This is a genomic window from Mesorhizobium sp. WSM3859, assembly GCF_002295065.1.
GTDB lineage: Bacteria > Pseudomonadota > Alphaproteobacteria > Rhizobiales > Rhizobiaceae > Mesorhizobium.
In genome coordinates this window covers 1-25,744 of record NZ_NSGG01000011.1, presented here as the reverse complement: position 1 = coordinate 25,744, position 25,744 = coordinate 1, and the positions used below count along the sequence as shown (strand labels likewise).

At 65.3% G+C, this 25,744-nt stretch carries 20 protein-coding genes; 14 read left to right on the top strand and 6 right to left on the bottom strand.

The features are described from left to right. Window positions 1-7: 7 nt before the first annotated feature. The 5 genes from CK230_RS21800 to CK230_RS21780 form a co-directional block, all read right to left on the bottom strand. Window positions 8-1,375: an FAD/NAD(P)-binding oxidoreductase gene (locus CK230_RS21800; RefSeq protein WP_245430011.1), complete on the bottom strand. Its 1,368-nt coding sequence runs from the start codon at window positions 1,373-1,375 to the stop codon at window positions 8-10. Then, entirely contained in the window at window positions 1,372-1,671 is a 300-nt protein-coding gene (locus CK230_RS21795) for a (2Fe-2S)-binding protein (protein ID WP_095819211.1), read from the bottom strand. Before CK230_RS21795 ends, CK230_RS21800 begins: the two co-directional genes overlap by 4 nt. After that, the gene (locus CK230_RS21790; RefSeq protein ID WP_095819367.1) at window positions 1,668-3,653 is read right to left on the bottom strand and encodes a hydantoinase B/oxoprolinase family protein; all 1,986 of its coding nucleotides are present in this window, start codon (window positions 3,651-3,653) and stop codon (window positions 1,668-1,670) included. The genes CK230_RS21795 and CK230_RS21790 overlap by 4 nt, the downstream gene beginning before the upstream one ends. A gap of 5 nt (window positions 3,654-3,658) precedes the next feature. Next, window positions 3,659-5,737, bottom strand: a complete 2,079-nt coding sequence (locus CK230_RS21785; RefSeq protein WP_095819210.1) for a hydantoinase/oxoprolinase family protein — start codon at window positions 5,735-5,737, stop codon at window positions 3,659-3,661. 89 nt (window positions 5,738-5,826) lie between these two features. Beyond that, on the bottom strand, window positions 5,827-6,732 hold the full coding sequence (locus CK230_RS21780) for a LysR family transcriptional regulator (protein ID WP_095819209.1): 906 nt from the start codon (window positions 6,730-6,732) through the stop codon (window positions 5,827-5,829). A gap of 98 nt (window positions 6,733-6,830) precedes the next feature. Between CK230_RS21780 and CK230_RS21775 the strand changes: the two genes are divergently transcribed. From CK230_RS21775 to CK230_RS21720, 12 genes are all read left to right on the top strand, one after another. Beyond that, window positions 6,831-7,949, top strand: a complete 1,119-nt coding sequence (locus tag CK230_RS21775) for an FAD-binding oxidoreductase (RefSeq protein WP_095819208.1) — start codon at window positions 6,831-6,833, stop codon at window positions 7,947-7,949. Between the two features lie 85 nt (window positions 7,950-8,034). Next, window positions 8,035-8,730: an ABC transporter permease gene (locus CK230_RS21770; protein WP_176480172.1), complete on the top strand. Its 696-nt coding sequence runs from the start codon at window positions 8,035-8,037 to the stop codon at window positions 8,728-8,730. A 343-nt stretch (window positions 8,731-9,073) separates the two neighbouring features. Continuing rightward, window positions 9,074-10,096: an ABC transporter substrate-binding protein gene (locus tag CK230_RS21765; protein ID WP_095819206.1), complete on the top strand. Its 1,023-nt coding sequence runs from the start codon at window positions 9,074-9,076 to the stop codon at window positions 10,094-10,096. A gap of 74 nt (window positions 10,097-10,170) precedes the next feature. Continuing rightward, entirely contained in the window at window positions 10,171-12,645 is a 2,475-nt protein-coding gene (locus CK230_RS21760; protein ID WP_095819205.1) for an ATP-binding cassette domain-containing protein, read from the top strand. Further along, a complete protein-coding gene (locus CK230_RS21755) occupies window positions 12,642-13,682 on the top strand; it encodes an ABC transporter permease (RefSeq protein WP_245430009.1) in 1,041 nt (346 codons plus the stop codon). Before CK230_RS21760 ends, CK230_RS21755 begins: the two co-directional genes overlap by 4 nt. 110 nt (window positions 13,683-13,792) lie before the next feature. Then, complete coding sequence (locus CK230_RS21750; protein WP_095819204.1) at window positions 13,793-14,620, top strand: phosphogluconate dehydrogenase C-terminal domain-containing protein; 828 nt, start codon at window positions 13,793-13,795, stop codon at window positions 14,618-14,620. Window positions 14,621-14,910: 290 nt separating this feature from the next. After that, window positions 14,911-15,852, top strand: a complete 942-nt coding sequence (locus CK230_RS21745; RefSeq protein ID WP_095819203.1) for a D-ribose ABC transporter substrate-binding protein — start codon at window positions 14,911-14,913, stop codon at window positions 15,850-15,852. 81 nt (window positions 15,853-15,933) lie between these two features. Further along, on the top strand, window positions 15,934-16,596 hold the full coding sequence (locus CK230_RS21740; protein ID WP_095819202.1) for a DUF2291 family protein: 663 nt from the start codon (window positions 15,934-15,936) through the stop codon (window positions 16,594-16,596). Continuing rightward, window positions 16,593-18,140, top strand: coding sequence for a sugar ABC transporter ATP-binding protein (locus CK230_RS21735; protein ID WP_095819201.1), 1,548 nt, complete (start codon window positions 16,593-16,595; stop codon window positions 18,138-18,140). Before CK230_RS21740 ends, CK230_RS21735 begins: the two co-directional genes overlap by 4 nt. Further along, a complete protein-coding gene (locus CK230_RS21730; RefSeq protein ID WP_095819200.1) occupies window positions 18,137-19,201 on the top strand; it encodes an ABC transporter permease in 1,065 nt (354 codons plus the stop codon). The genes CK230_RS21735 and CK230_RS21730 overlap by 4 nt, the downstream gene beginning before the upstream one ends. Before the next feature lie 2 nt (window positions 19,202-19,203). Next, a complete protein-coding gene (locus CK230_RS21725) occupies window positions 19,204-20,238 on the top strand; it encodes a Gfo/Idh/MocA family oxidoreductase (RefSeq protein ID WP_095819199.1) in 1,035 nt (344 codons plus the stop codon). Beyond that, window positions 20,235-22,136 carry a hypothetical protein gene (locus CK230_RS21720; RefSeq protein WP_095819198.1) on the top strand — a complete coding sequence of 634 codons (1,902 nt, stop codon included), beginning with the start codon at window positions 20,235-20,237 and terminating at the stop codon, window positions 22,134-22,136. The genes CK230_RS21725 and CK230_RS21720 overlap by 4 nt, the downstream gene beginning before the upstream one ends. A 6-nt stretch (window positions 22,137-22,142) precedes the next feature. Here CK230_RS21720 and CK230_RS21715 read toward each other — a convergent pair whose 3' ends face one another. Beyond that, window positions 22,143-22,856 carry a transcriptional regulator NanR gene (locus tag CK230_RS21715; protein ID WP_095819197.1) on the bottom strand — a complete coding sequence of 238 codons (714 nt, stop codon included), beginning with the start codon at window positions 22,854-22,856 and terminating at the stop codon, window positions 22,143-22,145. A gap of 183 nt (window positions 22,857-23,039) precedes the next feature. On the opposite strand from CK230_RS21715, the gene oiaX reads away from it, so the two are divergent. Further along, window positions 23,040-24,290 (top strand): 3-oxo-isoapionate-4-phosphate decarboxylase OiaX, encoded by a 1,251-nt coding sequence (oiaX, locus tag CK230_RS21710; RefSeq protein WP_095819196.1) that lies wholly within the window; start codon window positions 23,040-23,042, stop codon window positions 24,288-24,290. Window positions 24,291-24,292: 2 nt separating this feature from the next. After that, entirely contained in the window at window positions 24,293-25,618 is a 1,326-nt protein-coding gene (locus CK230_RS21705; protein WP_095819195.1) for a four-carbon acid sugar kinase family protein, read from the top strand. The last annotated feature ends 126 nt before the right edge of the window (window positions 25,619-25,744 follow it).

Genomic DNA, 25,744 nt, shown 5'->3' with positions numbered 1-25,744 from the left:
AGTCGCATCATTCGTCCCGCAGAAAGGCGCCGACGGGCGCTGGTCGGACAGGCGCCTGCCCTCGGAATCGGCCGACGGCGTTGGGCGAGCAGCCGTTCCGCGCCGCCACAAGTTCGGTGACTGCCAACTGACAATAGCGGCCTTGGCAACGTCCCATGCCGGAGCGTGACAGCGACTTCACCCGGTTGGCCTCGCCGCCGCCGAAATCCACGCCCTCGCGTACCGCCGCGGCCGTCACGTTCTCGCAGCGGCAGGCGACAGTCTCGTCGGGCAGTGTTCGCACCATCTCGGCCGGCCAGGGAAAGGCACGAGCCAGACCGCGGGCAAAGCGCTCGAGCCGCGCCAGCTTGCGCAGATCGGCTTGGATGGGAGGCGCCACATGCCCGAGATCCGTGAGGCATGCCGCCGCCGCGAGACGCCCCGCGATCTCCGCCCCGTCGGCGCCGAGTAGACGAGTCCCGTCGCCTGCAAGGTAGATGCCGTTGCCGGCCCGCCCCATCGCATCGGTCTTCGGCAGCCATTGCCGCCACTGCTCGTCATAGTCGAAGGCGCATCCAGTCAGGTCGGCCAGATGCGTCTCCGCCCGCAGGTGCCAGCCCATGCCGACCATGTCGCATGGGGTGATGCGCTGCCGACCGCCAGCGTCGCGCCAGCGCATCGCCGTGACGCCTGACGCGTTCGCTTCGATCCGCTCCAGCGTCACGCCCGCATGATAGCGCCCGCCGAGCCGCGCCCTTAGGGCGAGACCACGCAGCGCAACGATTGGCCGGGCGGCGAGCCCCCCGAGCCCGCGCATCTGCTGGCGCCATGAGGACGTCTCCAGCACGGCCGCCACATCGGCTCCAGCCTTGAGGAGTTGCGTGCCGACCAGCGTCAGCAAAGGCCCGGATCCGATGAGAACGATGCGCCGTCCGAGCGCCACGCCCTGCGCCTTGAGCGCGATCTGCGCCGCGCCGAGGCTGTAGACGCCGGCGCTCTGCCAGCCGGGGATCGGAGCGACGCGATCGGACGCGCCGGTGGCAAGGATCAGGCGGTCGTAGCCGATCACCTGAACCCCACCTTCCCCCAGCACATGCAGCCGCCCGTCATGCACGGCGATGACGGAGTTGCCCGCGTGATGGGTAAGCCGCCCCTCTGCCGCCTGCCGGTCGAAGAGCATATGCAGGGCGCGCGCCTTCGCCGCCTCCGATCCGTAGAGCTGTTCCGGCGTGCGGACAAACCCGTCCGGTGGGCGGCGATAGATCTGCCCGCCCGCGCGATGGCCTTCGTCGATCACAATCGGATGGAGCCCGGCCGCGACCAGTGTTGCCGCCGCCCTTATGCCGGCGGGACCGGCACCGACGATGACGATCCTCGACGACGAGGCCTCGCTCACGGCCAGCTCTCCGGCGGCGTCGTGCGTAACCGCATGCCTTCCGCGACAGGCGTCGAGCATGCCCGCAGGCGCGCACCCTCCTCCTGCCAAATCCAGCAATCCTGGCAGGCTCCCATCAGGCAGAAGCCGGCGCGCGGCTCGGGCCCGAATTCGGAGCTCCGCAACGCGTGTCCTGAAGCAAGCATGGCGGTCAGCACGGTGTCGCCTGCAAGCGCGCTGCACGTCTCACCATCGAGAAGGAAATGCACCTCCGCCCGGTTGCGCTCAGCCAGCCGGACGATCCGGCCGGTATTCATTCCGCGGCCTCTCGCACTGGACGCGGACGAGGCAATTCGGGGAAGCGTTCGCAGACCGCATCAAAGGCCGCTTGGACGCCATCCGCCCCCGAGCGACCTTTCATGCGCCGAAAAATCTCCGTCTTGGCGAAGAACCGCCAATGAATCGGCAAGGCGTCCAATATGGCGTGGAGCCGGTCGTAGGCGGCCGGAGTCCACTGTGCCTCAAAGCCGTCGCGCTCCGAGCCGAAATGGAAATGGCCGGCGGATGGCTTTTGCTGCGTGCGTAATTGATCGGTTGCCTGCTCGTCGACCTCGCCGTCGCGAAGGACGACGCCATAGTCGCGCGCGGCGGCTGCCGCCGAGAGATAGCCGCGCCGTACATCCTCAGCGACCCGCCAGGGCTCGCGCTGATTCGGATCGCCGCGCCCGCCGCCGCCGGCGGAGCGGATCTCGAGCACATCGCCGGGCTGCAGCACCGCGGTGTCGATGTTGCCAAGCCGCCGCTCGTGACTGGTTCCCGGATTGACGACCATGTCCGACAGGCCGGCCGCCTTGCCGCCCAGCACGCCCCACGGCCGGAAGAAACTGCGATCGCGATTGCGCGCCGTGATCCTGGAGTCCGGCGCGAAGACGCGAAACGCCATCTCGGTCGCCAGCCCACCGCGCCAGCGGCCGGCACCGCCGCTGTCCCGGGCGAGCCCGTATTTCACAAACTCCACCGGCGTCTCGGTCTCGGTGATCTCGATAGGCGTGTTCTTCAGATAGGCTGCATCGGCGCCCGACCCGTTGGTGCCATCGCGATGCGGCATCGCGCCGCCGCCGCCCACAACCGGGTTCACCGCCGCGATGACGCTGCGGCTGGTGCGCTCGTCCGTGGTCATGACGTTGACGATGCAATTGTTGCCGGCCGGCGCCGCGGGCAGGCGTTCCGGCACCGCTTGCGAAAAGGCGCCGAAGATGACCGAGCGCAGCCGGGCGCAGGTCAACGAACGCATGCCGACGGCGGCGGGATGGACCGGGTTTAGCACCGAACCTTGCGGCGTGATGCAGGTGAACGGCCGGGTAAGCCCGGTGTTGAGCAGGATCTTCGGATTGAGCGTGTAGAGCACGTAGTAGACGCCGACGAGCAGCATGGTGTGTCGCGGATCGCCGCCCGAAGGCACGTTGAGCGAGGAACCTAGCTGCGGATCGGAGCCGGTGAAGTCGAGCACCGCCTCGTCGCCCTTGATCGTCAGCCTCAGTTTCAGCCGGCAGGGATTGGCTTCGACTGAATCCTCGTCGGCATAGTCGGCGAATTCCCAGGTGCCGTCGGGCATGGCGCGCAGCACGTCCCGCGCCTGCGCCTCCGCGTGATCGAGAAGCGCGGCGACCCCTTCGACGAAGCCGGCCGTGCCGAACTTTTTGACCATCGCCTGGATCTTGCGCTCGCCGGTATTGAGCGCGCCGACCAGCGCCTTGATGTCGCCGATATTGAGGTCGGGCTTGCGCACATTGGTGCTCATTATCCGCAGGATCGTCTCGTCGAAGACGCCCTCGCGCACCAGCTTCATCGGCGGAAAGCGGATGCCTTCCTGATGGATCTCGGTCAGCGCGCGGCTAAGGGATGCCGGCACCGCGCCGCCCATGTCGGTGTTGTGGATGTGGCCACCGGTCCAGGCGACGATCTCGCCTTCGACGAAGACCGGCTTCCACAGATGCGTATCGGGCGCGTGCGTGGCGACATGGCCTGAATAGGGATCGTTGGTGAAGGCGACATCGCCCGGCCGATAATCATCCACCATCGCGATCGCGCGGTGATAGGAAAGGCCGGGGTACCAGGTGGCGCCGAGTTCCATCGGGACGGCGAAGGTCGCGCCCGAGCGGTCCATCAGCATCACCGTGAAATCCTGCGTTTCCTTGACGAAGGCCGAGTGCGCGGTGCGGTGCAGCGTGTGGGCCATGTTCTCGGCCGCCGCGCGGGCATGGTTGGCCAGAACCTGAAGGTTTGTGCGGTCGAACAACGGCGTCACTCCGCAAAGGTCAGAAGAAGGTTGAGGTGGCGGTCGACCCGAGCCTGCGTTCCGGCGGGGATGGCGAAGGTGGTGTCTTCCTGCACCACCACGGCGGGACCCTGGAACGTGCTGCCGGGTTCGAGCGCCTGCCGGTCGTAGAGGTCGACAGTCTCGACGCTCAGGCCGGCGTAGATCGGAATCCGGCGCGCTGGGCTGACCAGGGCCTCTATCTCGTCTGCCTCCGGGAAGGAGAGGGCCGGCCCTGAGCCGATTGCCGACAGCCGGACATTCACAAGCTCGATTGCGCCGTCCGGGTCGTGGAAATCGTAGAGCTGTTCATGGGTTCGGTGGAAGGCTTGCGCGATTGCCTCCGCATCGCTCTCTGCTAGCCATTTCGGCGAAAGGACGACTTCGATCTCATAGCTCTGCCCGATGTAGCGCATGTCGCAGGAGAGATTGAGTTCAGTGGCCGCATGATGCCCCTGCGCCGCAAGCCAGTCGCGCCCCTCCTGCGCCAGTGCCTCGAAAGCCGCGCGAATCGCGGGGAGCGAGGCGGCTGATAGCGGGCTGAAGATGGTGCGGATGAAGTCGCCGCGCAGATCCGCAACCAGTCCTCCCAGCGCCGACACCACGCCAGGGCGGCGCGGCGCCATGACGCGCTTCATGCCGAGTTCGCGGGCAAGGAAGGCGCCGAGCATCGGGCCGCCGCCGCCAAAGGGCATCAGCGTGAAATCGCGCAGGTCGACGCCGGCCCTCGAGGCGAGTTTCTCGACCTCGACGAACATTTCCGACACCGCGATGTCGAGGATCGCCTGCGCGGTCTGCTCGACCGGGCGACCCAGCCGGGCGGCAAGGTCGCCGACCGCGCGATGCGCCAATCCGGTATCGATGCTGAGCTGGCCATAGGCCATCTCGCTGTGACCAAGCCATCCGCACACCACCATGGCATCCGTGACCGTCGCCCGCATGCCGCCGCGGCCGTAGCAGGCGGGTCCTGGCGTCGAGCCGGCCGATTCCGGTCCGACGCGCAGCACCCCTTGCGCATCGACGCTGGCGATCGAGCCGCCACCGACACCGATCGAGCTCACCGACACGGAAGGAATATGCAGCGGAAACTCTCCGATCAGCTCGCCGGTGCCGAACTGCGCCTCGCCGCCGATGATCAGTGCGAAATCGGCGGACGTGCCGCCGATGTCGAGAGTGAGGATCCTGTCCTCGCCGGCCTGGCGCGCCAACCAGGAAGCGCCGATGACGCCGGAAGCCGTTCCGGACAACAGCATGTTGACGCAAGCGCGCTTGCCTTCGGCGGCGTTCATCAGCCCGCCATTCGATTTCGTCAGCATCGGCCGGGCCGACACGCCGCGGCTTGTCAACCGCTCCTCCAGCGCCGTCAGATAGCCCGAGACGCGCGGATGGACATAGCCGTTGAGAATGGCGGTCGAGCTGCGCTCATATTCGCGGATGACCGGCCAGACCTCAGCCGAGGTGAAGACGAAGAGCTCGGGCGCAAGGCGAGCGATCGCCGACTTCACTGAGGCTTCCTGCGCGCCGTTGCGCCAGGCGTGGAGGAAGGAAACGATGATTCCTTGCGCGCCGTTGGCTTTCGCCGCTGCCACCGACCTTTCCACCGCCGCCATATCAGGCGCCTGCGACTCGCTGCCATCGGCGCGCATCCGGGCCGGAATACCGAACACCATGTCGCGCGGGATCAGCGGATCCGAGCGTGAGCAGAACAGCGAATACATGTCCGGCATGCGCAGCCGCGCCAGTTCGATCACGTCCTCGAAGCCGGCATTGGTGAACAGCGCCAACGGCGCGCCCTTGCGTTGAATGATGGTGTTGATGCCGACGGTCGTGCCGTGCACGAAGCGCGTCATGTGCGTGGGATCGAAGCCCTCCCGTTCAGCGAGAAGCTTGAGGCCCGTCATCAGCTCGGCGCCCGGATCATCTGGTGTCGTCAGCACCTTCAGCGAAGCGACGCGTCCGGAGTTTGCCTCTAGCGCACAGAAATCGATGAAGGTCCCGCCAATGTCGACGCCGACCTTCCAATCGGCCTCGCTGCGCGCCTCATCCACCCTGATGGCCCTGTCCATAATGCGTCCCTTCCTGTCTGCCGACCAAAGCTGGCACGAGCGTGTAGTCAGGGTCCAAGATGGATGAGGGGCAAGAATATAAGTCTTGCTTATACCTTAGCGCGATGCTCCCGAAGCACATCGGAGCAGGCGGTACGGATTTCGTCGCGCATCATCTCGTCGGCCCGCGAAAGGGCCCGGGCGCGCGACGTGAGCAATGCGATGGGGAACTCCGGCCCGGCAGCCAGCGGCCTGACGGTGAGCCCGGCGAACCGATGCCAAGGCAGCAGCGCATCGACCAGGCCGATGCCCAGGCCGGCCGCGACGAAACCGGCCGCGGAGATAGAGACATCGATCTCCAGCGACGGCGAGAGCGCCACACCTTGCGTGCGGGCAGCGTGGGCCAGTTCGTCAGCGGGACGGGTGTTGCCGCGGTAGGATATCAGCTCCTCGCCGACGAGGTCGGCCAGCGTCAGCTCGGTTTTCCTGGCTAACGCATGCCTGGCAGGCAGCAGGCAGGCGAAGCCGATGCTGCCGATCACTTCAGCCTCGATATCGGGCGGCAAACGGTCGTCAAGGGCCACGCCGAGACTGGCATCGCCAGCGCGCAGCATGTCAATGATCGCCGCGATCGGTGCCATCTGGGAACGCAGCAAAATGCCGGGATGCTGCGCCCGGAATGCGGTGAAGGCGCGCGGCAATATCGCCATGGCGGGCGGCGGCGAGGCCGCGACGCGCACCAGCCCGGTCCGGCCGAGACGCAGGTCCGTGGTCTTGCGGCGCAGGCCGTCGAGGCCCGCCGACAGCCGCTCGGCATCGGCAAAGAGCTCGAGCGCCTCCGGCGTCGGCCGCAGCCTGCCCTTAACCCGCTCGAACAGGGTGAAGCCGAGTTCGTCCTCGGTGTGGAGCAGGATCTGGCTGAGCGCGGGCTGGGAGATGTTCAGCATCCGCGCCGCGGCGGTCACGGTGCCGGCGCGCATGACGGCGATGAACACTTCGAGCTGCCGGGCCCGCATTGCCACTCCATAGGTAAAGCTTATGGGTCTTGCCCAAACCCATCTTTGACGCAATGCCGCGGCGCCGACAAGATGCATCCAAGGATCAAGGAACGACTATGGATGTGATCGTGCTGGGCGGCGGCCTGATGGGGACGGCTTCGGCCTATTTCCTCGCCCGGCGGGGCGCGCGCGTGACGCTGATTGAGCGGAACCGGATCGGCGCAGGTGCGACCGTCGCTTCGTTCGGCAACATCCGGCGCACGGGCCGCCATTTGTCCCAGCTGCCGCTTGCCCATCGCTCGCTCAAGCTCTGGGGCGAGGTCGAAAAAATGCTCGGCCGCGACGTCGAATTCCGCGCCACCGGCCACATCCGACTGATCTTCGATGAGGGAAGTCTTGCCGACATGCGGGCCTATGCTCAAGCGGCACGACCCTGGGGGCTCGAGTTGGAAGAACTTGGCCCCCGCGAAATCCGGTCCCGCTTTCCCGGCCTCGGTCCTGAAGCGATCGCCGCGTCGTTCTCGCCGCATGACGGCAGCGGCAATCCGCGGCTGATCGCGCCGGCCTTTGCCGAGGCGGCCCGCAAGCTCGGCGTGGAAATCGTCGAGGATGTCGATGTCGAGACGATCAAGCACGCGGGTTCGGGTTTCATTGTCACAACTTCGAAAGGCTCGTTCGCCGCTGAATGCCTGCTCAACACCGCCGGCGCCTGGGGCGCGCGCGTCGCGGCGCAATTCGGCGAAACGGTTCCGCTCGATGCCCGCGGCCCGCAGATGGGCGTGACCGAGCCGGTGCCGCACCGAATCCTGCCGGTGGTCGGCATCTGGACGCGCGACAAGGACTATGGCGCCTATCTGCGTCAGGTCGAGCGTGGCAACATCGTATTCGGCGGGGCGGCCGAACGGGTATCGGTAGACCTCGATCCCGGCCACGCGGCCGCCGATCCTGCGCGCCTTCCGTTGCAATTGCGCGCCGTCGCGCGGCTGTTGCCGGCGATCGCAAAGGTCGCGGTCATCCGCACATGGTCCGGCTGCGAGGGCTATGTGCGGGACATGCTGCCGGTCATGGGACGCTCGGCGACGACGCCAGGCCTGTTCCATGCCTTCGGTTTTTGCGGGCACGGCTTCCAGCTCGGTCCGGGCGTCGGCGACACCATGGCCGAGCTCATCATGACCGACCGATGCGAAACGCCGCTGGACGATTTCAGAGTGGACCGCTTCAGCCGCACGGCCTAACGAACCGAATCGATCACGATTGGCCTCCCCTGGCCACTTGCAATGACCATTTTCAGGAGAGCTGAGCCCACTGCAGGGCGCAAGCTTGGCGTTTTGGATTGCTGGGGCTCTTTGCGCCGGACTGATCCTTTGCAGCCTCGTCGGCTTGGTCACTGGCTTCCTGGTCGCGTCGGTGGGTGTCCACCCGATTCTTGTCACTCTCGGCACGATGACACTGTTGCACGGGACCAGCATCTACCTGACGCGCGGACGGACCCTTTCCGGCTTTCCGGAGGCGTTGATTTCAATCGCAAACGAAACATTTTTCGGCATCCCTTTTTCCTTCATCCTGTTCGCGATGGTTGCAGCGGCAGTGCATGTGCTGATGACCCGCACGCCGCTCGGGATAAGAATCCACATGATTGGCTCCAACCTCGAGGGGACCCGCTACTCGGGTGTGGACACGGACCGCGTTCTGATTTGGGTCTATCTGCTTTCGAGCGTGCTATGCTGGCTGGCGGCCGTGATCATGATGGCCAGGTTCAATTCAGCCGGTGCCGACATTGCGCAATCCTATCTGTTGATCACCGTGCTCGCCGCGATCCTTGGAGGAATCGATCCTTACGGCGGTTTTGGCAGGATCGCCGGCCTCTTCCTGGCGCTTCTCATCCTGCAGGTTGTCGCCAGCGGATTCAACATTTTGGGCCTGAGCCCTCAACTGGCGCTTACCGCCTGGGGCGCGATCCTGCTGATCGTGATAGCTGTCAAGCGCTGGACGTTGTCGAAGGTTTCCTCAGCCTAGCTCCGGAAGTCGACCGGCTCCTGACGAAACCGCCAGCTGGGCCGGCACCGATGCCAAGGAGCCGAGCGAACCTATAGTTTGCCGCGATTGCACAGATGCCTTTCTCTTGGATTAGCAGTTGCTACATCGACAAGATAAGTGAAAAGACGCGCGGAACGCGCTGAGTGCTCCCCATTCCGGCACGGTGGACGCAAGCACATAGAAGCCAGTACATCGGCAGTGCCGCCTGGATCACAACAAAAAGCCTCTTGTCGAAAGTTGGTATACTGGTATAATGTGTACCTGACATAGCGTCATCCTAAGCGAACGCGCTGCGTCCTATGATCTTTCTGGGAGGACAACAATGAAACTTTCAATCGTGGCGGCGCTTGCCAGCGCCGCGCTGGTGGGTGTTGCGACGTTGCCGGCGATGGCGTCGCCGGACGCGCCGGTCATCGCACTCGCCAATGCCTATTACGGCAATACGTGGCGCCATCAGATGGTGGAAGCCTTCGAGGCTTCGGCCAAGGAAGCGAAGGCCGCCGGACAGATCGCCGACTATATCGTCATGAACGGCGACGGCTCGGTCGCGCAGCAGAACAGCCAGATCGCCGAACTGATCCTGAAGAAGGTCGATGTGCTCGCCGTCGACGCCGCCTCGGAGACTGCCGTCAACGGCGTCATCGAGAAGGCGTGCAAGGCTGGCATCATCGTCATCTCCTTCGATTCGGTCGCTTCGGCGCCCTGCAACTACCAGCTCAATTTCGACTTCAAGGGCTACAAGGCCGCCCAGGCGGAAGCCGTGTTCAAGATGCTCGGCGGCAAGGGCAACGTCATTCAGGTGCGCGGCGTGAAGGGCTCGGCGCCCGACAACGACATGTTCAACGCGCAGCAGTCTGTGCTGGCCAAATATCCCGACATCAAAGTGGTCGCGACTGTCTACGGCCAGGCGACTGCATCGGTCGCGCAATCGGCGATCGCCAACGTGCTGCCCTCGCTGCCTCATGTCGACGCCGTGCTCGGCCAGGGCGGCAGCGACGATGTCGGCATCGCCCAGGCCTTCGTCCAGTATGGCGGCGACTACAAGGACAAGATGCCGGTCATCGAAGGCGGCGGCGGCACCGATTTCGTCAAATGGTGGGCCGAGGAGAATGCCAAGAACGGCTACCAGACCGTGTCGATGAACACCACGCCGGGCATCGGCGGCGCCGCCTTCTGGCTCGGGCTGTCGCTGCTCAAGGGCGCCAAGGCGCCGAAGCTGATGATCATGCCGGTTGCTACGGTCGATGCCAGCAACCTCAAGGAATACGCTAAGCTGCCCGGCGGCCAGATCATCAGCCCAAGCTATTCGCTGGATTGGGTCAAGCAGAACCTGGTCAGCAAGTAAGGCAACCAGCTAAGGGACCGGGCGCCGCCCGCGCGGCCGCGCCCGATCTTCGCCCGCGCAGAATCGGAGGACGAATGTCCCACATCGCCGTCGCCGTACAGGGCACCGCTGCCGCCGCAGCTCCTGCCGGGCCGAGCGTCGTTTCGCTGAGCGGGATCACCAAGAGTTTTGGGCCGACGCTAGCCAATGCGGGGATCGATCTTTCCGTCGGCGCCGGCGACGTGATCGGGCTTGTCGGCGGCAACGGCGCCGGCAAGTCGACGCTGATGCGCATCCTGTGCGGCGCGATGTGGCCGACGCTCGGCGCGATCTCCTTTGCCGGCGAAGACGTGGCGTTCGCAGCCTACGATACCGGCGAGGCACAGCGACGCGGCATCCGCATGGTGCATCAGGAGCTGTCGCTCTGCGCCAACCTGTCGGTCGCCGAGAACTTCTTCCTGGAGACCCCCGCCGACTCGGCAAGCCGGCCGGGCTGGCGCGCGCTCTACCGCGCCCGCGCCCGCGCGGCACTTGACGCCGTCTTTCCCGGCAACGGCATCGACGCCGACGCCGAGGTCGGGCACCTGACCATCGCGGAGCGGCAGATGGTGGAGATCGCGCGCGCCGCGGCCACACCCGGCGTCAAGCTCATCGTACTCGACGAGCCGACATCGTCGCTCGATCTCGACCGCTCGAAACAGCTCAGGGCCTTCATCCGCGAACGGGCGAAGGCGGGGCTCGCCTTCATCTTCATCAGCCACAAGCTGCAAGAGATCATCGACATCGCGACGGAGGTGGTGGTGCTGCGCAACGGCCGCAGCGCCTGGCAGGGCCATGCCGCGGATGCTTCGATCGGCAAGCTGGTGCAACTGATGGGCGGCGACGCCAATCCGGTCCATCAGCATGCCGTGGCGGCGGCGTCCTCCCAGGACGTGCTGGTGCGGCTCTCAGGGCCGCTGACAGCCGCGCTCGGCCGTGACATCGACATCGTGCGCGGCGAGATCGTCGGGCTGGCCGGTCTCGAAGGCAGCGGGCAGAAGGAACTGCTGCACTCCATCTTCAGCCCCGGCCGAAACGAGCATGCGGGCGTTTCGAGGCGGGCGGAGGCAGGCTTCATCGCCGGCGACCGACAGAAGGAAGGCGTGTTCCCGCTCTGGAGCGTGCTTTCCAACATCAGCATCGGCGCGCTTGCCCGCCGCTCGGCGCTCGGGCTGGTTTCCGATCGCGCCAATCGCGACACGGCAACCGGCGCCGCCGGCAAGCTGCGGCTCGACGACAAGCGTTTCCAGTCCAACATCACCGACCTCAGCGGCGGCAACCAGCAGAAGGCGCTCGTGGCGCGGGCGCTGGTCGCCGACACGCCTGTCATCCTGCTCGACGACCCGACGCGCGGCGTCGACATCGCCACCAAGCAGGATTTCTACCGGCTCTGCAACGAGGTCGCGCGCGGCGGCCGGGCGCTGGTCTGGCACACGACCGAGGACGCGGAATTGCTCGCCTGCGACCGCGTGCTGGTCTTTTCCAGCGGCCGGATCGTGAAGGAGCTGGCGGGCGAGGCGATCACCGAGCAGGCGATCGTCGGCGCCTCCTTCGCGCAGCCGGCGGATAGCCTGACAAGCACTGCCCGTAGGCAGAGCGCCATGGCCGGGCTCGGGCGCAAGCTGGTCAATGCCGCGCCTTTCATCGGACTTGCCGCCGTGCTCGCCATCATGATCGCAATCAACCCGGCGGTTGCCTCGACTTTCGGGCTCGACCTTTTGTTGATGCCGGCACTGTCGCTGGTGCTGGTGACGGCGGCGCAGATGTTCATCGTCGGCGGCAGCGAGATCGATCTCGGCGTCGGCGCTTTCGCCGGCCTGGTCAGCGTGCTCAGCGCGACGCTGCTCTACGACCAGCCATGGCTCGGGGCGCTGGCGCTGCTAGCCGCGCTCGCTGCCTATACTGGACTCGGCGGCATCATCCAGGCGCGCAAGATCCCGGCCATCGTCGTCACGCTGGGCGCGTCCTTCATCTGGGTCGGCATCGGCTATGCTCTGCAGCCGACGCCGGGCGGCGCCAGCCCCGAGTGGTTGTCGACCCTCTTCGGCTGGTCGATCGGCTTCATGCCCACCTCGATCATCATGATCGTAGCCGTGGCGCTGATCGTGTTTGTCATCGACTGGCTGCCGCTCGGCGTGGTGCTGCGCGGCTTCGGCAACAATCCCGCCGCGATGATCCGCTCGGGATGGTCGCCGACACGCTATGCTTTGGTGCGCTATCTTATTGCCGGCTTGTTTGCAGGCGCCGCCGGTCTTTCGCTGACGGCCATCAACACGGCGAGCGACATCAACTCCGGCAATTCTTTCACGCTGCTCAGCGTTGCCGCCGTGGTGATGGGCGGCTGCTCGCTGCTCGGCGGCATCATCTCGCCGGTCGGCGCCGTCGCCGGCGCGGTGACGCTGTCTTTGATCGGTGCGCTGCTCGGCACGCTCAGCGTCAGCAGCGACTACAACGCCGCCACGCAAGGACTGATCCTGATCGCGCTGCTCACGCTGCGCAGCCTGACCGCCGACCGCAGGAGCGAGCCATGAACGCACTCGCGGGCTTCAGCATCTGGGCGCAGCGCAACCGCTGGATCTGGGCGGCGATCGGCGTGCTGCTTTTGTGGCTGGTGCTCTCCGTCGTCACCAGCCGCTTCAGCCTCTCCAGCCTGTCCGGCGTCATTCTGTCGGCATCCTTCCTGACGGTCGTCGGCATCGGCCAGATGTTCGTAGTCACGACCGGACGCGGCAACATCGATCTGTCGGTCGCCTCGGTGATCACGCTCAACGCCTTCGTCGCGTTGCTGACTATCAAGGGTCAGGACGCGAACCTCGCCATCGGCGTGATCGCCGCCATCCTGCTCGGCCTCGCTGTCGGGGCGCTCAATTCGCTGCTCGTCGTCGGCCTCGGCATTCCGGCCATCATCGCGACGTTGGCGACCGGCTATGTGCTGGCGACCGCGACACTTCTTTCGAACAAGGCGATCCCGGGCTTTGCCGTCAGCCCGGCGCTGAAGGAGTTGGCGACGGGCCGCATTTTCGGCGTGCCGATCATGGCCGTCATCGTCATCATCGGCGTCGCGGCGACGTCCTTCGTGCTGCGCTATACCGTGTTCGGACAATTGCTGTCGGCGGTCGGCCAGAACCGCGCCGCGGCGCGGCTCGCCGGCATCCGCAACGGCCGGATGATCGCGTCCGCCTTCGTCATCTCCTCGGTGCTGGCCTCGCTCGACGGGTTGCTGCTCGGTGCCTATATCGGCGGCGCCTTCCTCGAAATGGGACAGCCCTATCTGTTGCAGTCGATTGCCGCCGTGGTGCTTGGCGGGACGCTGATCTTCGGCGGCTCCGCGACGGCGCTCGGCACACTCTTTGCCAGCATCCTGCTCATCCTCATCGTCACCACCATGCAGATCGTCGGCCTGCCTCCGGGCGCGCAGGACATCGTGCAGGGCATCGTCGTGATCTTCGTCCTCGCGCTAGCCGGACGCCAGGCATTGGCTCGGCGTGCGTCTGTGGATCTTGCGGACGACGACAAGGACTCGGTAGCGAAAACGGAAGCGAACGCAACGGCGGCCCATTCGAAATGACTGACGGACGACAAGCGATCCCCTCTTGCCAAATAGTGGTAGAGTGATCATACCAGTACAGAAGATGGCGATTGGCGTGGACCGTCGTCTGAAGATCAGGAGCAGGTTAGATGACAACGATTGCGCTGTTCGGTGCCGGTGGCAAAATGGGCTACCGTCTGTCGACCAATTTTCGCGGGTCGCCCTACACGATACGCCACGTTGAGATCAGCGAGGCAGGCAAGGAGCGGCTGAAAACAGGGCTCGGCATCGACACTCTGAGCGTCGATGAAGCGCTGCAGGGCGCCGAAGTGGTTATCCTGGCGGTTCCCGACACGCATATCGGCAAGGTCGCGGCCGGCATCGAAAGCAAGCTGGCGCCCGGCACGATGGTCATCGTGCTCGACGCCGCGGCGCCGTTTGCCGGCCATCTGCCCAAGCGTCCCGACCTCACCTACTTCGTCACGCACCCCTGCCATCCGCCCATCTTCAACGACGAGACGGACATGGCGGCCAAGAAGGACTTCTTCGGCGGCGTCAAGGCCAAGCAGCATTTCGTCAGCGCGCTGATGCAGGGACCGGAGGAAGACTACGCAAAAGGCGAGAAGATCGCCCAGATCATCTGGGCACCGGTCATGCGCTCGCACCGCGTCACCGTCGAACAGATGGCGCTACTCGAGCCCGGGCTCTCCGAGACGGTCTGCGCCTCGCTGCTCGTCGTCATGAAGGAAGCTCTCGACGAGGTCGTGGCGCGCGGTGTCGACCGGCAGGCGGCGCTCGACTTCCTGCTCGGCCACATGAACGTGCTCGGCGCCGTCATATTCGGCGAAACCAAGGGCGTGTTCTCGGACGCCTGCAACAAGGCGATCGAATTCGGCAAGCCGGTGCTTATGCGCGACGATTGGAAGCGCGTCTTCGAGCCGGAAGAGATTGCCGCCAGCATCCAGCGCATCACCTGAGGCGTCGACCCGCTTGCTTTTGAAGGCATGCTGATGGAAGTGCCGTCATCAGGTACATATCACCTGAATTAGTGGTTGACTCATCATACCAGTTAGCTTTAGCTGTTCCGGCTCGGATTTGCTGTGATCCGGGATGGACAAGCGGAGGAAGGCGGGGAATAGCGGCGAGGCTCGGGTTCGGATGAAAGGCTGTGCAGGCTTTTCAAGATCCGGGTGGCGCGACCTCCACCGCCTGAGGAATTCAGACATCGGCTCGGCTGTCCGAGGCCGGTTTTTCAAGGGAGGACTTCATGAAACTCACTCGCAGAATGACGCTTGCGGCCTTCGCCGGCGTGCTGGCGCTTGGCACCGCCATGCCGGCCTATGCGGCGGACCTCATCGCCATCATCACGCCTTCGCACGACAATCCGTTCTTCAAGGCGGAAGCCGTCGGCGCCGAAGCCAAGGCCAAGGAGCTCGGCTATGACACGCTGGTGATGGTGCATGACGACGACGCCAACAAACAGTCGGAACTGATCGATACCGCGATCGGGCGCGGCGCCAAGGCGATCATTCTCGACAATGCCGGCGCCGACGCCACTGTGGCCGCCGTGCAGAAGGCCAAGGACGCGGGCGTCCCCTCCTTCATGATCGACCGCGAGATCAACGCCACAGGAGTCGCCGTGGCGCAGATCGTCTCTAACAACTACCAGGGCGCCCAGCTCGGCGCGCAGGAATTCGTCACGCTGATGGGCGAGAAGGGCAACTATGTCGAGCTGGTCGGGAAGGAGTCCGACACCAATGCAGGCATCCGCTCCAAGGGCTATCACGATGTCATCGACGACTATCCGGATCTTAAGAAGGTCGCTCAGCAGTCGGCAAATTGGAGCCAGACCGAAGCCTATTCCAAGATGGAGTCGATCCTGCAGGCGAATCCCGACATCAAGGGCGTGATCTCGGGCAATGACACGATGGCAATGGGCGCCTACGCGGCGCTGGCCGCCGCCGGCCGCAAGGACGTCATCGTCGTCGGCTTCGACGGCTCCAACGACGTGCGCGACTCAATCACGTCGGGCGGCATCAAGGCGACGGTGCTGCAGCCGGCCTACGCCCAGGCGCAGATGGCCGTCGAGCAGGCCAGCGAATTCATCAAGAACAAAAAGTCGCCTGAGAAGGAAAAGCAGCTGATGGACTGCGTGCTGATCAACGCCGACAATGCTCCCAAGCTGGAGACCTTCGCGCTCAAGAATTGAGCCGGCGCGGTTGTAACAGCGGGGGGCGAACGCGCGTTCGTCCCTCGCCTCCATTTCACCATCCGAGTGCCTTTGACCGCGATGCCGAATAAGTTGACCCGGCTGATCCTTGGGCTGCTCCTTGCCGTGGTGGCAGGTCCCGGCCTCAGCGCCTGCAAGATCCTGCCGACGCCGTCGGCGCAGGGCGGCGACAGCGCCAACAGCTCGGCCTTCAGTCCCGACAAGAAAGTCGAGGAGATCTGGGCCACGAAAGTCATTCCCTATCTGCAACAGAAGGCGGGGCCGTTCGCTGAAGTCCATGCGCTGGCCCAGACCGATCCCGCAGGCGCAGGCGCTAAATACGGCAATCCGAAGAAGCAGGCGAACTCGTCATGGACCTTCGCGGTGCGCGTCGAAGGCAAGATCGTCGCCGCCAACACACAGTCGCGCGCGGCAACCGTCGATGTCGACGTCGACGGCGACGGCAAGGCGGACGCGCGGGTGCAGATCGGGCCGGCGATGCGCGGCACCGCGCTGCGCGACAGCCTGGATTTCGTGCAGTTCAACGACTTCACCAACCAGATCGACTTCGCCCAGTTCGGCAAGGCCTTCAACGCCCATGCTGACAAGACGGTGCTGTCCAAGCTGCCGCGCGATACGCTCGAGGGCCGGGCCGCGAAGGTGCTGGGCGCTTACACGATCGAGAGCGGCCAGGACCTGCCGCTGGTGACGCCGGCGGAGGCCGAGATCGGGCCGAAGCCATGAGTTCCTCGTCCGGTCATGACGTCATCCTAAAGCTGGAAGACATCTCCAAGGTCTATGCCGGCACGGTGGCGGTCAAGCACGCGAATTTCGAGGTGCGCAAGGGCGCGGTCAATGTGCTGGTCGGCGAGAACGGCGCCGGCAAGTCGACGCTGATGAAGATCATCGCCGGCGTCGAGCAGCCGACGGCCGGCCGCATCCTGCTCGACGGCAACGAGGTTTCCTTCTCGTCTTCCGGAGACGCCGTCAGCCGCGGAATCGGCATGGTGTTCCAGGAGCTCAACCTGTTCGGCAATCTCTCGGTCGCCGAGAACATTTTTGCCACGCGCGAGCTGACCAACGCCTTCCGCAAGATCGACCACAAGGAGCAGGAGCGGCGCGCCGCCGAATTCCTCGAACAGCTCGAAGCCGGTATCAGGCCGGACATGCTGGTCGAGGACCTGCGCATCGGCCAGCAGCAGTTGGTCGAGATCGCCAAGGCGGTGGCGCTGGACGCGCGCATCCTGATCATGGACGAGCCGACCTCGGCGCTGAGCGCGGCGGAAGTCGAGATCCTGTTCAAGGTGATTGCCGACCTCAAGGCGCGCGGCGTCGCCATCGTCTACATCTCGCACCGGCTGGAAGAGCTGATCCGCATCGGCGACTACATCACCGTGCTGCGCGACGGCCGCATCACCGGCCAGGAGGAGATGAGACGAGTAGACACCCAGTGGATCGTGCGGCAGATGATCGGCTCCGACGCCAAGGATTTCGCCAAGGCCGACGGCCATCAGCCAGGCGACGAGGTGTTCCGCGCCGAGGAGATCTGCCTGCCGCGCGTCACCGGCGGGCTTGCGGTCGACCATGTGTCGCTGTCGCTGCGCGCCGGCGAGATCCTTGGCATCTACGGGCTGATGGGCGCCGGACGCAGCGAGCTGTTCGACTGCATCATGGGCCGCCACGGCCAGGCGAGCGGCAGGATCTTCATCGACGGAAAACAGGTCAGGGAGCGCGACACGACGCGGCGCATCCAGCGGGGTCTGGCGCTTATCCCGGAAGACCGCCAGCGCGAGGGCCTGGTGTCGATCCTATCCGTCGCCAGCAATCTGACGCTGGCGAGCCTGTCGCGCTTCGTCAGCCTGTTCCATATCCGCGGCGCCGCTGAGCGGCAGGCCGTCACGCAGATGGTGCGCGAGCTGGCGATCAAGGTCGCTGATCCGGCGCAGGAGGTGTCGTCGCTGTCGGGCGGCAACCAGCAGAAGGTGGTGATCGGCAAGGCGCTGCTCACTGGGCCGAAAGTGCTTCTGATGGACGAGCCCAGCCGCGGCATCGATGTCGGCGCCAAGGCCGACGTCTTCCGCACCATGCGCAAGTTGTCCCGCGATGGGCTCGGCATCCTGTTCGCCACCTCCGACCTCGACGAGGTGATGGCGCTGTCCGACCGGATCGCGGTGATGAGCAACGGAAAACTGACGGGCATGTTCGATCGCGCCGAGGCGACGGAGGAGGCGATCGTTGCCGCGTCGGCGCTTGGCCACGGACCTGTGCATGGAGAGCAACGCCGATGACCGACATTCCAGCCAAGGTTGCCGCGCCATCCGCATCCAGCGGATCCGTTCTGTTGACGCTGATGAAGCTCAGGACCTTCATCGCACTGATCGCCGTGCTGGTGTTCTTCTCGGTCGCGGCGCCGAATTTCCTTTCCGCCGCCAACCTGATCCTGATGGCCAAGCATGTGGCGCTCAATGCCTTCCTCGCCATGGGCATGACCTTCGTCATCATCACCGGCGGCATCGACCTGTCGGTCGGCTCGATCGTCGGCTTATGCGGCATGGTCGCCGGCTACCTGGTGCTCAATGGCATCGACCTGCAGATCGGCTACACCGTCTATTTCAATGTCGTCGAGATCGCGCTGATCACGCTTGTCGTCGGCATTCTGATCGGCGCCGTCAACGGGTTGCTCATTACGAGGCTGAACGTCGCGCCTTTCATCGCCACGCTCGGCACGCTCTATGTCGCGCGCGGCCTGGCGCTGTTGTCGTCGGACGGCCGCACCTTCCCCAACCTTGTCGGCAAGCCGGACCTCGGCACCACCGGCTTCGGCTATCTCGGCGCCGGCAAGCTGCTCGGCCTCCCGGTCTCGATCTGGATCCTCCTCGTGGTGGCGCTGGGCGCGGCCTATCTCGCGCGTTACACGCCGCTCGGCCGTCACATCTTCGCGGTCGGCGGCAACGAGCGCGCGGCGCGCATCTCGGGCGTGCGCGTCAACATGGTCAAGATGTTTGTCTACATGTTCTCCGGCTTTTGCGCGGCGATCGTCGGCCTCATCATCTCGTCCGAGCTGATGGCCTCGCATCCGGCAACAGGCGAAAGCTTCGAGCTGAATGCGATTGCGGCCGCGGTGCTCGGCGGCACCTCGATGTCGGGCGGGCGGGGCACGATCGGCGGCACCATCGTCGGCGCCTTCGTCATCGGCATCCTCTCCGACGGGCTGGTGATGATGGGGGTGAGCTCGTTCTGGCAAATGGTGATCAAGGGCCTCGTCATCATCGTCGCGGTCGTCGTCGACCAGGCGCAGCGCCGGCTGCAGAGCCGGGTGACGCTGATGCAGATGGCGAAGGTGGGCTGACCATGGCCAAGTTGCGCGGAGCGCTGATCGGCTGCGGCTTCTTCGCCGTCAACCAGATGCATGGCTGGCGCGACATCGACGGCGCCTCGATCGTCGCCATCTGCGACCGCGATCCGGAGCGGCTGAGGATCGTCGGCGACCAGTTCGGCATCGCGCGGCGCTACAGCGACGCGGCCCTGATGTTTGCCGGTGAGACACTCGACTTCGTCGATATCGCCACCACTGTCGGCAGCCATCGGCCGCTGGTCGAACTGGCCGCCGCCAACCGTATTCCGGTAATCTGCCAAAAGCCGTTCGCGCCGACGCTTTCCGACGCCAAGGCCATGGTGAAGGCTTGCGCTGGGGCCGGCGTGCCGCTGATGGTGCATGAAAATTTCCGCTGGCAGTCGCCGATCCAGGCGGTGCGCGCCGTGCTCGACAGCGGCGAGATCGGCAAGCCGTTCTTCGGCCGCATCTCCTTCCGCTCCGCTTATGACGTGTTTTCCGGCCAGCCTTACCTGGCGACCGGCAAGCGCTTCATCATCGAGGATCTCGGCATCCATATCCTCGACATCGCCCGCTTCCTGCTCGGCGACGTGTCGAGCCTCACCGCCCGCAGCGCGCGCATCAATCCCGCCATCGCCGGCGAGGACGTGGCGACGATGCTGATGGACCATGAAGGCGGCGCAACGTCGGTGGTCGATTGCAGCTATGCGACGAGGCTTACCACCGAACCGTTTCCCGAGACGCTGATCGAGCTCGACGGCTCAGACGGCACGATCCGGCTGGCGCAGGGCTACCAACTCACGGTCACCGGCAAGAGCGGCACCAAGGTCACTGACGTGTCGCCGCCGCAGCTCTCCTGGGCCTCGCGGCCATGGCACAACATCCAGGAAAGCGTCCTGGCGATCCAGAAGCACTGGGTGGACTGCCTGACAATGGCCAGGGAGCCGGCGACCTCCGGCGCCGACAATCTCAAGACATTCGCGCTGGTCGAGGCCGCCTATGCCGGCGCTGCCAGCCGGCAGCCGGTGCGGATCGACGACCTGCTCAAATGACCAAGGATCCCTTTCTCCTCTACGGCACGCGCGCGGTCGAGGTCGAACCGGTTCGGCTTAGCGCCGGACCGCTCAGCGCCGATTTCGTCAACGGCAATCTACGCACCATCCGGCACGGCGGCATCGAGGTGCTGCGCGCCATCGCCTATATCGTGCGCGATCGCGACTGGGGCACCTACGAACCGGCGCTTGAGGATCTGATCATCGAAAAGAGCGATGACAGCTTCTCGGTGCGCTATTCGGCAAGCTGCGCTGGGCCGGGCGGAAGCCGGCTCAGCTTTGACGCCAAGATCGAGGGCCATGCCGACGGCCGTCTCAGCTTCGATGTGAGCGCGCTGCCCGAACGCGATTTCGAGACCAACCGCTGCGGCTTCTGCATCCTGCATCCGATCGCTGGCCTCGCCGGCAGCCCGGTCAAGGTCGAGCACACCGACGGCAGCGTGGTGGACACCAACCTGCCATTGCTGATCGATCCCTGGCAGCCTTTCAAGGACATGCGTGCCATCACGCATCAGGTCCGGCCGGGCGCCACGGCGGAATGCCGGATGGAGGGCGACACATTCGAGATGGAAGACCAGCGCAACTGGTCGGACGCCTCCTACAAGACCTACGTCCGGCCGCTGGCTCTGCCATGGCCCTACGTGCTGCCAGCCGGACAAACCAATCGGCAGACGATCACCCTGCGCGTAACGGGCGGCCCCAAAGTGACTGACGCGGCAACCGGAGCCGCACCGGTCCGCATCGAGCCCGGCGAGGCCGGGGCGAAGCTGCCCGATGTCGGCGTGGTGATCTATCCGGAAGATATCGAAGCGGCGTTGGGCAAACTGTCGCTGCTCAATACGCTTGGCCCGCAGCAGCTTCTCCTCCATTACGATCCGACGCACGGCCATGGCCTGGACGCCTTACAGGCTCATGCCAAGCTCGCCGCCGCATTCCCTGCCAAGACGACGCTTGAATGCGTCGTCGCCTGCGCCGGCGATCTCGACAGCGAACTCTCCGATGTCGCCGAGATGGTGCGCAGGACAGGCCTGCGGCTCGATGCCGTCGCGGTCTCGCCTTCGGTCGACCGGCAATCGACGCCGCCCGGCAGCGTCTGGCCGGCCTGCCCGCCGCTCGAGGATGTCTATGCAGCGGCCCGCCGCGCCTTTCCGGACATCTGTCTCGGCGGCGGCATGTTCAGCTATTTCACCGAGCTCAACCGCAAGCGCGTTCCGGCGGGCGCGCTCGACTTCGTCACCCATTGCACCTGCCCGATCGTGCACGCCGCCGACGATCTCAGCGTCATGCAATCCTTGGAGGCGCTCCCTTTCATCACCCAGTCGGTACGGGCGATCTACGGCACGAAGCCCTACCGTATCGGCCCTTCGACCATCGCCATGCGGCAGAACCCTTATGGCGGCGCAACCAAGGACAATTGTGACGGCCAGCGCATCGCCATGGCCAACCGCGATCCGCGCCATGCCGGCTTGTTCGCGGCCGCCTGGACGATCGGCTATGCCGCGCGCGTGGCGCCGGCCGGGCTTGAGATGCTGACGCTCTCCAGCTTCACGGGGTCATTCGGCGTGCTGGCGGCAGACGAACCCGCTGGCGAAGGAACACCGCAACCGATCTTCCACGCAGTGCGGGGCCTCGCCGCTCTGGCTGGCTACACGCATATCGCCGCGCGCTCAACTGATGAGAACCGCGTGGCGGTGCTTGCAGGACGTTCACCGACTGGCGCCATCACAACCTTGCTGGCAAACCTCACGTCGGACGACGTCCCGGTCGACGCCTCGGCTGTCGGCCAAGCGGCAGGAGCGGTTACGATCTGGGACGTAGAAAGTAAACGCGTTCTTGACCGGAGTGCGGCTTCAGGGCGTTTCACCATGCCGGCTTACGCCATAGCAAGGATCGGCTGAACGAAGCTATTTCTCCGAGCTCATCACATAGAGAGCGCGCGAGCGCTCGAGATGCTTGATCATCGCCTTCTCGGCACCCTCGGCGTCCTTCTTCTCGATGCGGCCGATGATCTCTTCGTGCTCGGTCAGCGTGAACTTTTCCTTGCCGGTCCAGATCAGCATCTCGGTGTGATATTCCTTCAGCCAGCCGAGCATCGCCTCGCTGACGGCGACATAGATCGGATTGCCCGAAATCGCCGCGATCTGGGTGTGGAAACGCATGTCGGCGGAGATGAACGCCTCGGCGTCGCCACGGGCGGCGCGCTGCTCGGCAACGGTTGCCTTGAGCCTTTGCACATCTTCGGGCGTCGCCTTCTCGGCGGCCTCTCTCACCATGCCGCGCTCGAAGAAGATGCGCGCGTTCTTCAGATGCTCCAGCGTGTCCTTCGACGACGACAGGATGATCTTGGCCGCGCCGTCGACCTGCTTGATGATCGACTTGGCGGTGAGCTGCAGCACCTTGGCGCGCTCGCCATGCGAGATGGCGACGAGCCCCATGTTGCTCAGGGCCTGCATGGCTTCGCGGATTGCCGGCCGGCCGACCTCGAAGCGCTCCATCAATTCGCGCTCCGACGGCATGTCGTCGCCCGGCAGCAATTCGCCACTGGTGATCAGCCGCTTCAGCCTGGCAAAGACTTCATCGGAAAGCTTGCGCCGGACGATCGGTTCCGAACGGTTCATCGCCGAGAATCACTCCCTTGATCGAGTCCCAATCTAACACCGTAGCCGCAATTTCCGGAATGCCCGTCATTCGCAGACCGCCCCGCCGGGCAGGATATTGCTTGCAATGCTTATGTACTCATTATACCAGATTTCAAGAGCAGAAAATTCTTTTCCTGCCTTCTCGACTGGGTATTGCCGGCCATGATCACCCTCACCTATCGCATCGAGACCTCGGGCAGCATCGAGGCGCTGGCGGGCAAGATCGCCAGTGACCAGTCGACCGGCACCTTCGTCGCCTTGCCCGGCGAGACCGAGGAGCTGAAGGCACGTGTAGCGGCGCGCGTGTTGGCGATCCGGAATTTGCCGGACGCGGCGCAACCTTCGATACCCGAGGCCGGCAGCGGTCCCTTCAAGCGCGCCGATGTCGACATCACCTTTCCTTTCGACGCGATCGGAACCGATCTAGCGGCGCTGATGACGATTGCCATCGGCGGCACCTATTCGATCAGGGGCCTGTCGGGCATCCGCGTCGTCGATATGAAGCTGCCGGAGGAATTCAGGGGCGCCCATCCCGGTCCGCAATTCGGCGTCGCCGGCAGCCGCAGGCTGACCGGCGTCGAGGGCCGTCCGATCATCGGCACTATCGTCAAGCCGGCGCTCGGTTTGCGACCGCATGAGACGGCCGAGATGGTTGGCGAGCTGATCGAGGCCGGTGTCGACTTCATCAAGGACGACGAGAAGCTGATGAGCCCGGCTTATTCGCCGCTGCCGGAGCGGGTGAAGGCGATCATGCCGCTGATCCTCGATCATGAGCAGAAGACCGGCAAGAAGGTGATGTACGCCTTCGGCATCTCGCACGCCGATCCCGACCAGATGATGCGCAACCACGACCTGGTGCTCGCAGCCGGCGGCAATTGCGCCGTCCTCAACATAAACTCCATCGGCTTCGGCGGCATGGCCTTCCTCAGGAAGCGATCCGGCCTGGTGCTGCACGCGCACCGCAACGGCTGGGACATCCTCACCCGTCATCCGGGCCTCGGCATGGATTTCAGGGTCTGGCAGCAGTTCTGGCGGCTGCTCGGCGTCGACCAGTTCCAGATCAACGGCATCGCCTCGAAATACTGGGAACCGGACGACTCCTTCATCCGCTCCTTCGAAGCGGTGACGACGCCGCTGTTCTCGCCTGATGACTGCGCCCTGCCGGTGGCCGGCTCCGGCCAATGGGGCGGACAGGCGCCCGAGACCTACGCACGTACCGGGCGTACGGTCGATCTCCTCTATCTCTGCGGCGGCGGCATCGTCAGCCATCCCGACGGGCCGGGCGCCGGCGTGCGCGCCGTGCGGCAGGCCTGGCAGGCAGCGGTCGAAGGCGTCCCGCTCGAGGACTTCGCCAAGAGCCACGTCGAGCTGGCGCGTTCGATCGAGAAATTCGCCGACGGCAAGGCGGCCTGAGCATGCAGAACCTGCTCCTCAGCTATTACGGCGACGACCTGACCGGCTCGACCGACGTCATGGAAGCTCTGGAGCTCGGCGGCGTGCCGACCGTCCTTTTCATGCGCAAGCCGGATGCCGGGCTGATGGCGCGCTTCGCGCATTGCCGTGCCGTCGGGCTCGCCGGCACCAGCCGCAGCGAGTCCCCGCAATGGATGGACACGCATTTGAAAGATGCTTTCACCTGGCTGAAGACGCTTCAAGCCGAGATCTGCCACTACAAGGTCTGCTCCACCTTCGATTCCAGCCCGACGATCGGCAGCATCGGCCGGGCGATCGAGATCGGTCGCGCGGTTTTCGCGCAAGCCTGCGTGCCGCTGGTCGTCGGCGCGCCGCAGCTCAAGCGTTACACCGCATTCGGCCACCTCTTCGCGGCCTATCGCGACAGATACTACCGCATCGACCGCCACCCGGTGATGAGCCGCCACCCGGCGACGCCGATGGATGAATCCGACCTGCTGGTCCATCTGTCGCGGCAGACCGAGCTTGCCTCCGGACTGCTCGATCTGGCGACGCTGCGCTCGCCCGGCCGGGCCGCCGCCTTCGACAGGCTGGCTGCCGGTTCAGCGATCCTGCTGATCGACGTCGACAGCCCCGAAAGCCAGGCGCTGACCGGCAAGGAGATCTGGCGCGCCCGCAAGCCGGGCGGATATTTCGTCGTCGGTTCCTCCGGCATCGAATATGCGCTGCTGTCCGAATTGCATGAGAATACGGGGGCAAGCACGAGCTTCCCGCCGCCTGGAGCGGCCGACCGCATCGCGGTGGTATCGGGCAGTTGCTCGCCGACGACGGAACGGCAGATCCGCCATGCGATGAGCGACGGTTTCGACGGCGTGGAGGTAGACCCGGTCGAGCTGGTATCGGAGCATTCCGACACTGCAATCGCGCGCGCGGCGGCGGCCGGCAAGGCCAGCCTCGAGGCCGGGCGCAGCGTGATCCTTTACACCGCACTTGGCCCCGCCGCCGACCGAGGCGCCGAGATCGATCGCCAGCAAGGCGCCCGCCACAAGCTCGGCCGCGCCCTCGGCGAACTGCTTCGCGCGCTGACCGTGGACCAGAAGCTGAAGCGTGTGATCATCGCCGGCGGCGACACCTCCAGCCACGCGCTCGGCCAGATGGGCGTCGACGCGCTGACGGTGAGAATGCCGCTGCCGGCATCGCCCGGCTCGCCGCTATGCGTCGCCCATTCGAGCATTACCGCGATCGACGGGCTGGAGGTGGCGCTGAAGGGCGGGCAGGTCGGGACCGATCGCTATTTCTCGGCCATCCGTGACGGTATCGGCGATTGATGGCCATGCCGCACCCACTCGCATCCCGCTCGCTGTCACCGAAGGAACGATGACTGAGATGCCCCACGTCTGGATCGGCACGAGCTGGAAGATGAACAAGACGCTTGGCGAGGCGCGTGCCTTCGC